This window comes from Xylanibacter muris (assembly GCF_013166605.1).
Taxonomy (GTDB): Bacteria; Bacteroidota; Bacteroidia; order Bacteroidales; family Bacteroidaceae; genus Prevotella; species Prevotella muris.
Genome location: NZ_JABKKF010000002.1, coordinates 94,391 through 110,826, shown reverse-complemented (window position 1 = coordinate 110,826; position 16,436 = coordinate 94,391). Strand labels below are relative to the sequence as shown.

General features: G+C 36.6%; 15 protein-coding genes. 1 reads left to right on the top strand and 14 read right to left on the bottom strand.

The window, feature by feature from the left end:
* Window positions 1–4 precede the first annotated feature (4 nt).
* Window positions 5–1,102, top strand: coding sequence for a glycosyltransferase family protein (locus tag HPS56_RS02535; RefSeq protein WP_172273394.1), 1,098 nt, complete (start codon window positions 5–7; stop codon window positions 1,100–1,102).
* Between the two features lie 162 nt (window positions 1,103–1,264).
* Here HPS56_RS02535 and HPS56_RS02530 read toward each other — a convergent pair whose 3' ends face one another.
* The 14 genes from HPS56_RS02530 to HPS56_RS02465 form a co-directional block, all read right to left on the bottom strand.
* Window positions 1,265–3,124 carry a DUF349 domain-containing protein gene (locus tag HPS56_RS02530; protein ID WP_172273391.1) on the bottom strand — a complete coding sequence of 620 codons (1,860 nt, stop codon included), beginning with the start codon at window positions 3,122–3,124 and terminating at the stop codon, window positions 1,265–1,267.
* 106 nt (window positions 3,125–3,230) lie between these two features.
* Complete coding sequence (locus tag HPS56_RS02525) at window positions 3,231–4,157, bottom strand: magnesium transporter CorA family protein (RefSeq protein WP_172273388.1); 927 nt, start codon at window positions 4,155–4,157, stop codon at window positions 3,231–3,233.
* A 258-nt stretch (window positions 4,158–4,415) separates the two neighbouring features.
* On the bottom strand, window positions 4,416–5,186 hold the full coding sequence (locus HPS56_RS02520; RefSeq protein ID WP_172273385.1) for a hypothetical protein: 771 nt from the start codon (window positions 5,184–5,186) through the stop codon (window positions 4,416–4,418).
* On the bottom strand, window positions 5,183–6,061 hold the full coding sequence (locus HPS56_RS02515; protein WP_172273382.1) for a class I SAM-dependent methyltransferase: 879 nt from the start codon (window positions 6,059–6,061) through the stop codon (window positions 5,183–5,185). The genes HPS56_RS02520 and HPS56_RS02515 overlap by 4 nt, the downstream gene beginning before the upstream one ends.
* Window positions 6,062–6,531: 470 nt before the next feature.
* Complete coding sequence (locus HPS56_RS13500; RefSeq protein WP_172273379.1) at window positions 6,532–6,897, bottom strand: zinc ribbon domain-containing protein; 366 nt, start codon at window positions 6,895–6,897, stop codon at window positions 6,532–6,534.
* 12 nt (window positions 6,898–6,909) lie between these two features.
* Window positions 6,910–8,154 carry an RDD family protein gene (locus tag HPS56_RS02505; RefSeq protein ID WP_172273376.1) on the bottom strand — a complete coding sequence of 415 codons (1,245 nt, stop codon included), beginning with the start codon at window positions 8,152–8,154 and terminating at the stop codon, window positions 6,910–6,912.
* A 242-nt stretch (window positions 8,155–8,396) separates the two neighbouring features.
* Window positions 8,397–8,930, bottom strand: a complete 534-nt coding sequence (locus HPS56_RS02500) for a hypothetical protein (RefSeq protein WP_172273373.1) — start codon at window positions 8,928–8,930, stop codon at window positions 8,397–8,399.
* A 5-nt stretch (window positions 8,931–8,935) separates the two neighbouring features.
* Window positions 8,936–9,895 (bottom strand): leucine-rich repeat domain-containing protein, encoded by a 960-nt coding sequence (locus HPS56_RS02495; protein WP_172273370.1) that lies wholly within the window; start codon window positions 9,893–9,895, stop codon window positions 8,936–8,938.
* On the bottom strand, window positions 9,873–11,345 hold the full coding sequence (locus tag HPS56_RS02490) for a DUF1810 family protein (RefSeq protein WP_172273367.1): 1,473 nt from the start codon (window positions 11,343–11,345) through the stop codon (window positions 9,873–9,875). The genes HPS56_RS02495 and HPS56_RS02490 overlap by 23 nt, the downstream gene beginning before the upstream one ends.
* Window positions 11,342–12,526, bottom strand: coding sequence for a GH25 family lysozyme (locus tag HPS56_RS02485; protein WP_172273364.1), 1,185 nt, complete (start codon window positions 12,524–12,526; stop codon window positions 11,342–11,344). The genes HPS56_RS02490 and HPS56_RS02485 overlap by 4 nt, the downstream gene beginning before the upstream one ends.
* Window position 12,527: 1 nt before the next feature.
* Window positions 12,528–13,406, bottom strand: a complete 879-nt coding sequence (locus tag HPS56_RS02480) for a Cbp1 family collagen-binding glycoprotein adhesin (RefSeq protein ID WP_172273361.1) — start codon at window positions 13,404–13,406, stop codon at window positions 12,528–12,530.
* A 5-nt stretch (window positions 13,407–13,411) separates the two neighbouring features.
* The gene (locus HPS56_RS02475) at window positions 13,412–14,305 is read right to left on the bottom strand and encodes a hypothetical protein (protein WP_172273358.1); all 894 of its coding nucleotides are present in this window, start codon (window positions 14,303–14,305) and stop codon (window positions 13,412–13,414) included.
* A gap of 94 nt (window positions 14,306–14,399) precedes the next feature.
* The gene (locus HPS56_RS02470) at window positions 14,400–16,022 is read right to left on the bottom strand and encodes a tetratricopeptide repeat protein (RefSeq protein ID WP_172273355.1); all 1,623 of its coding nucleotides are present in this window, start codon (window positions 16,020–16,022) and stop codon (window positions 14,400–14,402) included.
* Between the two features lie 2 nt (window positions 16,023–16,024).
* A complete protein-coding gene (locus tag HPS56_RS02465; protein WP_172273352.1) occupies window positions 16,025–16,420 on the bottom strand; it encodes a hypothetical protein in 396 nt (131 codons plus the stop codon).
* Window positions 16,421–16,436 lie beyond the last annotated feature (16 nt).

The window sequence follows — 16,436 nt, the reverse complement described above, 5'->3', positions numbered from 1 at the left end:
AAAAATGAGAATACTTTTACTTGGAGAATACAGCAACGTACATGCTACGCTCGCGGAAGGCCTGCGCTCACTCGGACACGAAGTGACCGTAGCGTCAAACGGAGACTTCTGGAAAAACTATCCGCGCGACATTGACTTTGCAAGAAGACCGGGAAAAGCGGGAGGCATGGTTTTGGCACTGAAGATTTTTGCCAACCTTCACAGGATGAAAGGATACGACATCGTGCAATTCATCAACCCCATCTTTTTAGAACTGAAAGCAGAACATATTTTCAAGATATACTCTTATCTTAAAAAGCACAACCGCAGAACAGTTCTTTGCGGATTGGGCATGGACTGGTATTGGGTCAATACATGTGTAAACGACAAACCACTACGATACAGCGACTTCAATATTGGAAACACAATAAGAAACAATACTGATGCCGTAAGAGAAATGAAAGACTGGCTTGGCACTTCCAAAGAAAGGCTCAACAGACTTATTGCCGGTGATGCGGACGCCATCATAACAGGGCTGTATGAGTATCAGACCTGCTACGAAAGACATTTTCCTGAAAAGACATTCTTCATACCCATGCCGATAAAGACAGAACCGGTGGTGCCATTCGTCAATACAGACGGACGGTTGCACATTTTCATCGGAATAAACAAGACAAGAAGCGAGTATAAAGGAACAGACATTATGCTGAAAGCAGCCGAGGCCATTACAAAAGAATATCCACAGAAAGCCGTACTCAAAAGAGTGGAGTCCGTACCTTTTGCCGAATACAAGAATCAAATGAACAGGAGCGATGCCATTCTTGACCAGCTTTACAGCTACACACCGGCCATGAACGCACTTCTTGCTATGTCAAAAGGAATTATCTGCATCGGTGGAGGTGAAAAGGAGAACTATACAATACTGAACGAAAACAAACTGCGCCCCATAATAAATGTGCATCCGGATGAAGACAGCGTATATGATGCGCTGAAAGAACTCATATTGTCAGACAAGGAACGCATTCTTGAACTCAAACGTCAAAGCATAGAATACGTAGCAAAACATCATGACTATATAAAAGTGGCGCGACAATATGAAAAAATATATAAAAGCATCATTTAATACGTACTGACATATCCGTGTCATATTTTTATATAGTTGCCTAATCCACACATATTTTCCGCCTGGCAGTAAATAGCAATATGACAAAGACATAAAAAATTCCGGAACCATATCATAAAGACAGTTCCGGAATAATCTGAGCGGTACGCCTAACGTACCTTATTATTTATTCTGCATATCTATAGCCTTGATTTTCTCACACACAAGATTCATCTCATCTTTCAACTTCTGCACCTTACGGTTCATTTCATCAATAAGGCTGTTTCCTTTCTTGCTTGATGCGTTAAGGAAACCCAAGTTGTTCTCATAAGTCTGAATCTCGCTCTTCATCGTCTCATACTGACGCATAAGTCTCGCACGCTCGGTGTCAAGCGCACCACCACCCTGTTCTGCCACATTCTTTATCTTATTCTTGAAATTAGACAGACGTCTACGTGCCACATTTATGTTCAGTTCCTTATAAATCTTGTCAAGAACCTCATGATACTCATCATATATCCTGTCCTTTTCCTTGTAAGGAACATGACCTATGGAATTATATTCTTCAATGAGCTTATGAACATTTTCCTGCACATTTTCAGTTGCGTCAGCCACAATGGCTTTAAGTTTTTCTATTACCTCACGCTTCTTTTCAAGATTTGCATGTTCTTCGCTGCGCTGTCCTGCATTGACCGCATTACGGGCATCGAAGAATTTATTGCAGGCGGAATTAAATTCTTCCCATAGCTGGTCACCAAGTTTTCTCGGCACAACGCCAATTGTCCTCCATTCTTTCTGAAGGGCCATAAGTTTGTCGGAAGTTGATTTCCATTCAGTACTTTCAGACAATTCCTTTGCCTTCTCAACAAGAGCACGCTTTTTATCCGCATTCGCCTTATAGGCTTCTTTCATATTCTTATAGTACTCCGCCTTACTTGTAAAGAATCCGTCACATGCAGACCTGAAACGCTCAAAAATCTTCACGTTCATCTTTTGTGGAGCAAAGCCTATAGTCTTCCACTCTGCCTGAACCTCTATGATTTCCTTGGTATGCTTTTCCCAATCACCCGAACCTTTATTTTCCTCCGCTGCAATTGCCTCTACTTTCTCACAAAGCGCGGTCTTCTTCACAAGATTCTCTTCTTCTTTTGCCCTTAACTGTTCAAAATGTTGCTGATGATTCTTGTTTATTACTGTTGAAGCAGCTTTAAAGCGTCCCCATATCTGCTCTCTGAGTTCCTTGGCTACCGGACCCGTCTCGCGGTATTCCTGATGAAGTTTCTGCAACTGATGGAATGCACTTATAACATCACTCTCTTCTGCAAGTTTCTCCACAGCCTCACATAATTGTGTCTTCTTTTCAAGATTTTTCTTGAAATCATATTCACGTGCCTCGCTGTTAAGCTTCAAAAGATCATAGAACTGCTCCACATACAGCTGATAGCTGCGCCATATCTCATTTGCCTTGCCTGCCGGAATGTTTTTAATCTCTTTCCATTCTTCCTGAAGTGTCTTGAATTCCTTATATGATTTATTGGCCTCTTCAGGAGATGTGACCATAGATTTTATCTTTTCAATGATGTCAAGCTTTTTCTGCAGGTTCGCCTCTTTTTCCTCTTCCTGTTCCTTAAAAGCCCTGGCACGCCTTTCCCTTATCAAGCCCATTTCGGCCTTAAACAACTCCTCGTCCTCATCAGGAGTTATCTGATAGGCCTCTGCATCACCGCCACCGTCTATATAGGCTTTCAACTTCGCCTCACGTTCAGCGACATGCAACTTATAGAAAACGGTTTTGAGATAATCCACTTCCCCTTTTTCAGGCACATCTTCGCCATGGGCGATTTCCTTAACTCTTGCCAGTATGTCTTTCTTAGACGTGTAAACCGGTCTTTCAATATTTGCCCCCGTATCACTTTGGGCATTATCTGCACCGGCCGGTGTTTCAACTTGTGAGGCATTCTGTGGTTCAACCGCGTTTGCTTCAACATTGTTTACTTCTTCTGTCATGCCCATTTCAAGGGCCTTTTCTTGAGAGTCCATCATTTAAACTTTTTAGTCTATGATTCGTTTTTCAGTACAAATTCAGGCACAAACTTACTTAAAATTTCTGTAACGGCCTAATTTTTATCCTATTTTTTTATAACCATCCTTAAATAAGACGCTTATGTCTGAAAATCCACCAGAACAAAGCCGATATGCCGACCGACAGTATCAACGCTATGATGAATCCGAAACGGTTTGTCTCCATGCCGTTTATCAGGTTCATGCCAAACAAGCTTGCAATAAGAGTCGGAAACATCATAAGAATGGATACAGACGTGAGCGTACGCATCACTGTATTCATATTGTTGTTGATAATACTCGAATATGTATCCATTGTCGACTCAAGAATATTGGAATATATGTTTGTAGTCTCCCTTGCCTGTGTCATCTCTATATTCACGTCCTCTATCAGGTCAGCGTCAAGTTCGTCTATCTGAAGTTTGAACTTAAGTTTCGACAGCAGTGTCTCGTTTCCTCTTATCGACGTAACAAAATATGTGAGCGAGTCCTGCAAACGGCTGAGACTGATAAGCGACTCATTGTTCACTTCCTTGTCAAGATTACGCTTTGCCTTGTCTATCAGACTGCTTATCTGCTTAAGACGCTTAAGATACCACACGGCCGAAGAAAGGAAAAGACGGAAAATCATATCCACATAATCGGTAAATCCCACACCGCGCCTTTGATGAAAGCTCACAAAGTCTATCATCATGTTGGTTTCGTAATAACACACTGTAATGGTGACATCGCGCTTATGTATTATACCAAGCGGCACTGTAGTGTATGGAGTGCGTGAGCGCACCTCCTTTACATAAGGTATACGCAAAATTATGAGCATCCATCCGTCATCGTATTCGTAACGCGCACGCTCATCGGTATCGCTGATATCTGATAAAAAATAATCGGGTATGTTGAAACGCTCCTCCAGCATCTGCTGGTCTTCCTCAGTCGGACAAGTCACTTGTATCCAACAGTTGGGCTCCCACTCCTTGATGGTGCTCAACCCTCCGTTTGTATTCCAGTATGTTCTCATTTGCCAATCCGTTTATAAAACAGGTAAAAGGATTAGCCCGTGAGAGCAACCCTAAAACCTACAAGTTAAAACAATCCGCGTGGTAATCGTCCATATACTTAATGTTATTTTTGATTTTATGGCTGCAAAGGTAATCATTTTATTTCAAATACCGTGCATTTACACACATAAAAATCAACAGAGTGCAGATACAGCCGGCAAAGAGAATAGTCAAGCCATGCCTGAACAGAATGAAAGCCATTTTCATTGCTGCTATCTTCATTCCAACCTTTTGGCTTCGATAACTCCTGATTTAATAACGTTTTTGCATATAGCCAAAACCCTTTGATACAGAGAACCTTTTTTGTCACTATAGCCTATTTCCATTGAAATAGATTGTTCTTTACACTGCATATACAATTTCTGGTCATAAAAGATTATTTTTTTCTTTTTATTACATTCTTTTGAATCTATATTAAATAAGAAAGCAGAAAAAGTTATATTGCAATTATGCAAATAAATGCGAAATCTGTCTTTTTTTGTTCTTTCTTCTATTGAAGTCCTGAATTTTATCCAACCGTCAACACACTCTTTTATTTTTTCTTGTATATTTTCCGTGTCATAATATTCAGACAACCATCGTTTACATTCTAAAGAAATTTCCGGGTTATGAAAATATAATTTTATATCAATATTTGGTTCATTTAACATTTTTCTAATAATACTTTCTAATTCAACACGTTTTTCTTCATTCGACAACCATATTCCGAAATATGTAAAAGAATTATATGTATTCTTTTTAATGTAATCTTCTATTTTGTGATAACGTCTATATTTTTCTATATCTTTTTGTGAAGCGAAAAATGTCCTAATTCCAGATTTGTGAATTGCCCAATATTTTCCAAGAAATGGTATCCATTTATATACAAGGGTCAATTCAATTAAAAACCTTTTAACTTTTTGGTGAATCTTAAACTTAATAAACAAATAACAAATCAGTGTACAGAACGTCACCAATGTTGCTAATCTCTTTTGTATATCATCTATCATAATCGTTTGTATATCATGCAGGCACATTCCATAGGAAATCTACCTTTTATCATTTTTATATCCTTATGCCATAAAGTTTCATTACAAATAAAAGTCTCACTATGAATAATTTGCAAATTCAATTTTTCTTGGAGAGCCAAGAATTGTTTATATGTATAATACTGATAAGTTTCATTTTTTTCTATTTCCCAAGTTTGGGATGATAAAAAACGCTTTTTTGTTATAAACCTCGTAAAATCCTTCATTTTACAATAAATTATACCATTACGTTCATCAAAATATGTACGTATTCCACTGTATTCTTTTTTAAAAATATCAAATTCCATTTGGCTTATCTGATTTTTTAGACAAAACTCTACACATTCATTTGGATTAGAATTTTCAATACCATCAAATATCAATAAAATACCATTATCTTCAACATGTCTTGCAATACAAGATATGATAGTTTCTAATCTAATATAAGCATCTTGTTGATAATCCATATATAAAGAAGTGAAAATTTCATGTAATGAATTTATACATATTATAATATCAAAGCTCCCGATATCATTATCCCATCCTTCTTGTAAAATATTTCTAACATATAAATGTTTGCAATGCCTATTGCTTATATTCTTATTTTCTTGTCTTTCTATAATTTCTTTACATTTATCTATCCCATAAAAATCAATTGACAAATTTTTAAAATTATTAGATAACTTATTAATTATATACCCATCTCCACACCCAATATCCAATATTCTAAGTCTTGTATCTTTTTTATTGCACCTGACAATTTTAATAAGTGCTTCCAGTGCAATCCTTTTGCCTTTAGGTTTAAAAAAACCTTTTTTCCTTTCCTTCCAATAAGTATTAAAAATATTTTTTTCCATATATAAATATCCAAGTCATATGACATAATCATCCAAATCCTATGTTTTACAGAAATCCGTGATATCACAGAATTTTAACATGTAACTTCTCTTAATGGTTTATCATGAAGTTGTTTATACTATATTCTAAGAAGATTTAAATATTATCATCTAAGCAAGATATTTGTCTTTCCAATATATCTCGTTTATCTTCATTGGAAACAGTATTATGTCCATTCCTCATAATCGTATAGAGCCTATCGGGATATTTCAGGAAATCCACGTCTAAAGTCTAATTGTTTTCAATAAAGGGCTACTTATAAAATTTCTATATAACGCATATACTTCCTCATCTTTTTTCAAATCCTCAATATATGGAAGAGTTATAACACCTCTTACGGCCGTCCGTAGATTATTTTTTGATGGATTATAAGTTTCCATTGCAAAACGCTCGGTAGCGAAACTATTAGCAGGGATATATGAGTAAGCATTTAATAGCTCTGCATTGCGAACTGAATATTCCCGATTACCCACCATATAATGAGGCATATAGAGATAAGAAATCCGATAATTTTTAAGGTCTTATCTTTGATGGCTAATGATGGAAGTATCATTATAAGATTATGCATTATCTGAATTGCAACATAGATTCCTCGTCCTTCCTCATACCAATTATTATAGAATCTTGTGTAAAGAAAAGTTCCTATATTAAACACACCGATGAGTATAATCCAAACAAGGAGAATTACATTGGAGGTATTTGAATCTTTCTTTTCAATTGGTTTCAAAGACGAACCACAATAGCGACAAAACAAAGCGCTATCTTCATTTTCACGATTACATTTTGGACAATTCATATTTTTATTTTGTTATGAGTTTACAACCATTGTACCAGCGGCCTTATCTGCCAAGCGACGACCATCTGATGTTGTCAAAACCATAATAGGTTCTATAATCCAACCGACAAGCGGAATAATACTTACAAGCGTACTAACCAAAGCTCTTAATGCAGATGCACCTTTTGTACACTTTGAACAATCCTTCACCTTAATTATTCTAAGTCCCATAGCCTTCTTGCCCCAACTTTGACCATTTCCAAGTCCATCCTTTATGAAGGTATATGTTAAAGGAACAAGATATAAGATAAAGGCAAAAAAGAAGTAACCACCAGCTTTGCCATCTTCATAATAATCATAGTTATGGGTAGCATTTGAAAGGCCAATTGCATATAAAACAATTGCAGGGATAGCCAATACACCACAAATAAGTCCATCAAGCAATGATGCTAAAAAGCGTGAACCCAAAGATGCTTTTTCAAATGAAACATTTGTATCAAATTGTTGAGAGTAATGTTGTCCTGCTATTCTACAAACAACAGTGCCTCCATCTTTTGGACAGAATTTTGTATCTGAGTTGTATTTTGTGCCACATTTCTCACAATAATAAGCGAGGTTATTTGAAGTGGTAAGTTTCTCACCATCGCGAGGGCAGAATGTAGAACCTGCAGGATAAGTTGTCATGCATTTTGGACATACTAATTCTTGTTGCTCATTATTGGTTTGCACACTAAAAGAAGTTTTGTTACCAACATGGCTGCTATTGTAAGCCCCCTGTTCAACAGTGCTTGTATTACTAGGCTCCATATTCGCATTATCAGAGACGTGTTCTCCAAAATACTCTTCCGCACAATCTTCAATATGTGACACATCCTTATTGTCCTGAGCAGACGATTTACACCCCCAACCTGCAATGACGACATTGAGTTCACCATTCGATTCTTTGACAAAAACGTAATCGTCAGAAGGGTAGGTTGTGATTTTGGCAACATAATCACCTATAAGACTGTCCCCTGATAAAACACTTCTAACATAAGAGATTTTCTCACTCAATAATTTTTTTACCATAGACACTTTTTCAGATGGCAATTCTGAAAACGCAACATATTCTGCATCGTCCCTTACAACCCAATGCACCTCTGGTTTTTTTATATGGATATCAGAGAACAATACTGCATCTTCGCCTAATACATATTTAATACGACCATAAACATTGTTGTAGTTAAAGTCCATCAACAAGTGGACTTGGTCCTTTGTTACTGTTTTAAGAATTTTCATAATTGTAGATTTTTTTGGAATACAGACTTGAGCCTTCTATAAATTTATGAGAATGCTTTGCTTCTTTCTGAGATTATTTAGTTAGGGAACAGAAATTATATGAATGATTCTACCGAAAAGTAACCATCAATATATTATCCTATACTCAATATTTCTAAGAATCTCACCTTTGGGTATAACACCCTTACATGTATTAGAAAGGCATATCCCTTTTTACTTTCAAAGATTGTGAATTCATCGTTCTATAATGCACCTTTCAATGTTCCAATAACAATGCAGCACATCAAAATCGAAACAATGATTTCTATGCCACATTTGGTAATGATACCACCGCCTTCTAAAAGTTTTATTGCAGATACCCCATTCTTACTAATTAACAGAATTAGAAGTATAGGAAGCGTTGAAATAAAGGTAATCACAAAAGAACCAATTAAACCTTCCCCTATTGCTTGTTCCTTGCTTATTCCATCAATATAATCATGTAATGACCTATCATCATAAGTTACAGCGGCAATAATAACAGCACACATTGAGAAAAATGCCAGCACGCCTAAGAATAAACCGTTCCATTTGTTGCGCAATAGAACTCCATAGACTCCTATTAGTGCCAAGATTCCTGATAGTCCATATATTATAGAATATAGACTGCAATCTATCGAACACATAATCAGCCCAAAGAAATCAAGAATAATTAATGGAGAAAAAAAAACAACTAAGAGTATATTGCATACGGTATGTCTCTCTCTTACTTTTGGTGAAATCCACGAACCTTTCATAATCGTTATTGTTTGTATTCAATTATTACATTATTATTAAACGCATCAGAACTAATAACCGTATTCTTGTTACATATAAATACAGTCTTCAAAGATTCACAGTTAGCAAACGCTTGGCTTTTAATTTCTTTTACAGAGCGAGGGATTGTTACTTTCTTCAATCCTGTTCCATGAAAAGCATTTTCTGCTATATATTCAATACCTTCTGGTAAAAAAATCGAGTTGAGGTTGGTACAATCCAGAAATGTCATTGGTTCTATTGCCTTTATCCCTTGTGATAGAAATATTTCTTCTAAAGCAGAGCAACCCATAAATGATGCCTCACCTAAGCGTGTTACCTTACCTAATGTCACCTTTTTTAGGTTTGCACATCCCATGAAGCTGCTATTACCGATCTCCCCGTTTGGTATCTCAATGGATACCATGGAAGAGTCTGCATAGAAAGAAAAATCGCCAATTTTCTTTATCGCAGATGAAAAGTAAACTGCGTTGAGTTTCGTGCAATTTGAGAATGCAAAATCATCAACATACTTGCACGTCTTTAGACTAACTGTTTCCAAAGACGTCATTTTAAACGCATTCTCACCACAACGTATAACATTATCAAGATTTATAAACTTAAGATTCTTGCATGCATAAAAAGCATTTTCCTCAACAATTGAGACTTGATCCGATAGGATTACATCTGTCAATGCTGATTTTTTTGAAAAACACCAGGATGGTATTGTATCATTAGCTTCTATACGAATAGAAATCAACTCTTTGTCGTCATTGTCTTCATACTCTCTATAGCGCAACGTATGTTTGATAGTTTGATAGTTTGATAAGGATACCTTATCTGTAATATTTGTGTATTCTATACGTTGATTTGTTCCTGTTTTTGTGGTATTACAAGACATCATCAATAAGAAACACAAACAATATAGAAGATAACAAGCTCGTTTATCTTTCACTGTCTTTTTCATACTTTCTAATTATATGGCGTAAATCTGTGAATGTTCTACAAGATGCCAATTGTTTCCGAATTATATTTCGCCTATCTTTTCTATATACATCTACAACCCAACGATTATACTCGGAAATGATACGTCTATATTCGGTATTTAAGTTATTCGCCATTGACATAGAGATCGGACGTGTCATCATGATGCCATTTTTAATTTCCGCTGGAATTGCATCATTGTCTTCTTTCGTTGACTTTCCTGCTTGAAGTCCTATTGTTCCAATAGTTTCAAGTTTCCTTGTTAACAGAGCGGCGAAATTCTCGTCTTTAACGGATTTGATCCTATCGATGTATTTTGGATATTTAGCTTCTGCCACCTGCTGATTTACAGAAACATACCAAGCAAGCTCTTCATAGATTCTCAAATCTATACTACTCACAGAGAGTTTAAGTTCTTCATTTATTTCATCTTTTGTATCGTCCAGCCCTTGATAAGAAAATATTCTTTCTCCGATAGTACAACCTTCAATACTAACATTAAACGATATATCCTCATTGATGTTGTCTTTTGTGTATTGTAGATTATAGGTGTTAGTTACGGTATCCATCAAACATGTGTTCCCACTTAAAGGTGCTGAAGTCTGTATAAAGTATTTACCTAAACCTTCACTGTCAATAATTACGTTATCTGAGGTGACTAAAGTTATGATTAGATTTTTTTCTTTTATTGATTCCTCTGCAATCTCAGGAAAAGAATTCCGGGCAAGTGTTTCTTCTTGATTCCTTTGTTGACCTTTTATAAGCATTGAGTATGCACCATATCCGATTCCTCCAAAAACACCGATAATAACAACGAAAACAATTAATAAAATCGCTACCTTCTTGAATTTTCTTGCTTTTGAAGGGTTCTTGCCTTTGTTTGTTGTACCAGAAACTTTTCCTTTTGTTCTGACGTTATTCTTAGTAGAATGTGGCTTGCAATCTCTATATCTATCTTTTTGATTATCGTTATGTGCATCGAAGCCACCTTTACGTGGCATGGACATATTTAGGGCATATAACGTATCTTGACAAGGTGCTCCATTATAATACTTGTCAAGAACCTGCTTAAAGATGTCATCATTGCTTGCCAGATAGAACAAAGTCATTGAGGCTCTTACTTTACCAGCATCAGCAAAGCCAAAGATACTACTTGCAGTCTTTCCTTGATGTTTTAGAAGAATGATACAAACTTCTTCAAGTCGAGATCTCAGCGTAGAGTCTTCAAGATACTCTTTTGCCTCTTGTAGGCTCTCAATACCATACTGCCTCTCGTATGGACTATCTTGACTTATAGCCTTTAGTTTTGGGAAAACGTACCATATCCAATGAGATAGTTTTTTACCTTGAATTAATTCTTTTTGTGCGTTTGCGTAACCAGAGAACCCTGGTGCGTTCTGGGCATCTATGAATTTCTTTATATTTTCTTTCATCTGATTTTGTGATTTAAGGCGCTTCTGTATAGCATGAAGCTATGGTAGGTACCATTGAACTGGTTAACATCGACAACGCTGTTATATCCATTAGGTTTAGCATCGCATGTTCTTTGCCAAAAGGTCCACGGATTAAATGAAGCAGGTTTTACGTTATAATATCTTGATAACCAAAACTCATAGTTTTCAAACTCACTATTATTCAAGAAGTTCTTCTTCCATACTTCTGAAGTGTATATAATGGGTTTGACATTATAACATGTTTCAATTGCCTTAAGCCATCTAAGAGCATCATCTTGCATTTTCTTCACTCCATATTTTCGAAGTTTTTTTATGTATGCATCTTGATCTCTGTATTCACTCTCTAAGTCCAGCACTGGAGGCAAGTCACCTTTCTCCCATTTGCTGTTTTTTATGAAGTTATTTATTTGAGAGTTTACGTCATCATCTATAGTAAAGAAGTGGTATGCTCCAACAATGACTTTGTACTTTTTGGCATTTGCTAAGTGATTATCATAATGTGGATCTGTATTTACTCCTTGTGTAGCTTTAATAAAAGCAAAAGTTACAGGATGCATGTATTGGTGGTCATCGTGGGGATGGGCATATACTTCACCTTCTGCGTCAGAGAACAATGCCAGATTATTCCAACTTATTGCTTTCGAATTTTGATATTTAGACAGGTCAATACCATAAACGAAGTCTTCGACCTTATGGTTTATTTCCTTTGGGGCATTGAAGAGACCTGCCCTCCAATGCCCAAAGAACATGCTGCCATCATAATTGTGTTTCAGACCGATACCTTCTTTATTCCCGACCTTCCAATTACCTTTGTAGATATTGCCATTATTATAGTACATAATGCCATATCCATGAGGTGAGAGATTTAACAGTTCACCTTCGTAAACGCTCTTTTCTGTTATTAAAGTACCATACCGGAGATTGCCTTTCTCCCAGACTCCCATGTAGAGATTCCCTTTTGGTGATATCCAAGCATTGTAACCATCTTCAGGAGTATTTAGGTCAAGGTTTTTAATCGCGCTTGAGGAAACAAATGTTGAGTCTGTAACACCGCTGAGATCGATATTTTTAATAAAATGTTCAAGAGGCGTCAAACAGAATCCTCCAAGAAATGACACGATGCAAGCAGCAGTAATGACAAGTTTTGCCTTGTAAGACATTTTACTTTATCTGGATAACCAGTATTCTATTGTTCGTACTCCAAAATTTTTCGCTATCAGTTATTGTCAACACACTGCTATTTCCATCCTTATATAGACCATAGGAGTCCTTTGGTGCTTCGCTCAAGATCTTTGGTGATTTACCGTTTATATTAATGTTCTTAAGATTTCGACGGTCAGCTTTTGTTAATACGCTCTTGTCTATAGAAGCAAAATTAACCTTAGTCTTCTTAATTATTGTACCCGTCTTAGATACCACACCTGCATTAATTAATTGATCCTTTGTACCAATAATGTAATATACCTCATTAAGAGAGGCGTCCTGCTTGGCTATCTGTACTTTCTGCTCTGCATTCTCGTTCTGAACAGTTGTAACGGTATCTATTAGATTTGTCACGCGGGTACGTAACTGTGAGATGTTGAAATTCTTGCTGTCGATTTCTGAACGTAGTTTCTGAATCTCCAAATCCTTTTGTTCCAAAGAAGCATTAAGATAAGCAATGATATTCTTCAATTGTCCCATTGCAGTTTTGTCTGCCTTCATAGTTGCCTCCATTGAAGCCATCTTCTCTCTCTGTTTTTTTATTATTTCGGACAGAGAACTTAACTTTGATTTGAGATTCTTCTTATTAAGAGGATTGCCTAACTCGTCAACACCTCGTATAATCATTCGTTCCTGAATGGCAATGGAGTCAAGACTCATAGAAATTTCAGCCATTGTTGATGTCATATTATTCAGTATCATCTGCTGTTGAGAGTTAACGGTCAAGAGTGAATCTCGTTCTTTCTCAACAGATGAGGTCTGTTCATTACTTCCATCACATGAAGCCACTAATGATATTGCACCCAATAGGCACACCGATATAATATTCTTTTTCATAAACCTTATTTTATTCGTTCTTCGATTTTACTTTTGAAATCACTTATGCTTATTGCTTTATTACAGATATTCCATTCATCTTGGATTGAAATGTCCAATGCTAAATACCAATCAATAATTGCTTGTTGCTCCGGGGAGAACTCTCCAGCATGAACCATACAGATATTAACAAGGTTTTCTCGGTTATGGATTTCTGGCATTAGCCCACTCAGCAGCAGATGCTTTAGTGCAAAGATCCTTTTTGTGACTTTTCTGTCACGACTATTTACATCATTGGCATCATTGTATTGTTTTTCGAAAGACACAACTTCCTCAATTGTCACATCAGCTGCATCAAGTCTTTCTGGTGAGACATTTTCAATTAAATGAGAAATTTCATCTTCTGAATCAATATTTACTTCCGGTTGATTAGGCATAACAAAATATGCTGTTATAGCTATTGCTATAATTATAACTGTTGATAACTGATAAATGTGTCTGAAATGTTTGTAGTCGAATCCTGCTTCCATTTGTTGCCATGCTGTTTTTCCTTTTGCCTTAAAAAACAGCAATGAGAACAACAAGAATAGATACATACCTAATGCAAGGTATGGAATAACCAATCCAAAAGTTCCAAAAGCGTATTGCAACCAACCTGCACAAGTGATGGAGATAGATACCGTAGAAACAATTGATGCTATAACTATAGGGAAAATTCCACTATAATTCCATCGTAAGAGTAGGATCAAGCCTATGCAGTTAAATAAGGCCGAGATTGTACAAATGCTTGAAGCATACACACCATAGGTGTCATTAGTCACAAACAACATTGTAAGTCCAATGATTATAACTAAGACATTTACGGATAGAGCTGCTTTCAGAAATAGCGAAAGAATATTTGCTCTTTCTTTTTTATCCATAACCAACGTTAAGATTGAATAATTAAAGAACCATAGTCTTAGAACTTGAGAAAGATATACTTTACCCTATCTTAGGCTATGGTTCATATACTCTTTATTTGTCATCTTTAGCCCCAAGACGCTTCAAAGCCTTACGAGCATCATCATATACAGAACTATTCTTCTCTATACACTTAGTGTACCACTCAATAGCCTTTGGCTTGTTCATTTCTGTTCCAACACCTTCTTCGTATTGTTTGGCAACATTGTACATAGCGAGAGTGTGTCCACCTTCTGCCGCCTGCTTGAAATACTTGAAAGCATCTGCATATTCAAGGTCGCTAACACATATTAATGCATGTTCATAAGATGCATTCGTGTTATTCTTTATTGCACCTATTTTGAAATAGTATTTGGCTTTCTCTGTGTCAACGCTTGTACCTAAGCCATTCTGGTACATATTTCCTATTTCGTAAGCTGCCTCTCCGTCATTTTCTGCCTTTTGGCTGAACACCTTGAATGCTTTCTGATAATATTTTTCAGATTTGGTTTTATCATTCAATGGGTAGTACTTGCTTCGGTATATCTCACCCATCTTTACGAATGCTTTAGTGTAATCCCTATCAGCCGCAGCCTTAAATAGGGCATAGGCTTTTGGCAGAGATACAAATCGCTTGTTTAATCCCTGCTCATACTCCAGACCTGCATTATACATTTTAGCTGGGCTTGAGAAGTCCATAAGCATAGTTTTAGATGCATCAACAAAATCCTCAGGTTTCTCGACCTGCTCTCCGAGGTTCATCAATGCCAATCTTGCATCACATTCCAATTCTGTAGAATACTGTACTGACTTTCTATAACTCAGGATTGCCTGATTGATGCTTTTCTCTGTACCACGTCCATTTTCCTGCATATTGCCGAGCATATACATAGCCTTAGACTTGTTCTCGTTTTCGTTAGATGCGCATTTCAAGAACATGCTATATGCTTTTGTGTAATCTTCCTTGCTGTAGTAATAATTAGCAAGTTTGTAAGAACACCAATGATCACCCTCCGCAACAGCTTTCTCGTAGTACTGAACCATTTTGTCTGAGTTGGTAACAGTGCCGGCACCATTCTCATACGATTCGCCCATGTAGCGATACGAAGGAGTATAACCTGCATTTGACAATAATTTGAAAATAGCAAACGATTTATCATAGTCTTCGTTTTCATAGAATTTCTTGCCACGTTCAAATATTTTATCACGCTCTGTTGTCATGTTTAAGTCACCGATACCAGAACGCACGATGTTTGAAACTTCCGTGCGTGCATTCTTTAGTTGCTCCAACACGCTCTTAAATACAACCTTGAAGATGGCTGTGTTTGAGCAGAACATTTCTGTTTGATACATATACGAGGTCTTTCTACAGAACAATCTTACTGTCTTTAACTGACCTACGAGTGAAATGCTATTATTCATCACTTCACTGGAATAATTACCCGAATAGTCATAAACATTGTAAATTGTAATCATGAATGGATCTGTCCATCTACTGTCAATTGACACAAAATAAACTGTGTTGTCGTACGTAAACTTAATATCTCCATTCGCATCTCTGTCAGGATTGAATCCTTCTTTGCCGAGAGTCGTCAGAATTTCGCGACGGAAAGCATTTTGCTTCTCATTTAATTCGTCGGCTGCAAACATGGACATTGATACCATTGAGAGCAGCATATATAACATTATCTTCTTCATGATTATTCGTTGATTGTTTTGTAAGTCGCCTTAATCTGTGACAACAGTATTGGGAAAATATCAGTAAAGTCTGTAGATGATGCAACAAACATTTCTGTGGATATTACAATACCATTATCCGTACAACAAACCTTAACGCCAAGTTTTGTATTATATGACTTCAACTGCTTAATTACAGTTTCTTGTTTCAGAGAATCAGAGTACTTTACATATCGACAAAGTCTGAGGTACATAGGAGATACATCCTCTTTGCTGATTTCAATGTAATAGTTGGTTCCTTCATTCTTGAACTTAAGACCATCGTCTTGTTTTTCGGCTGTATAGCCTTGTTTTGCCAGATAGTTTACAATCTGGTTACGCATATTCTCCTGAGCGGAATTGTAGTTTTGTGCATACATGCTACAAGTTAAGAGT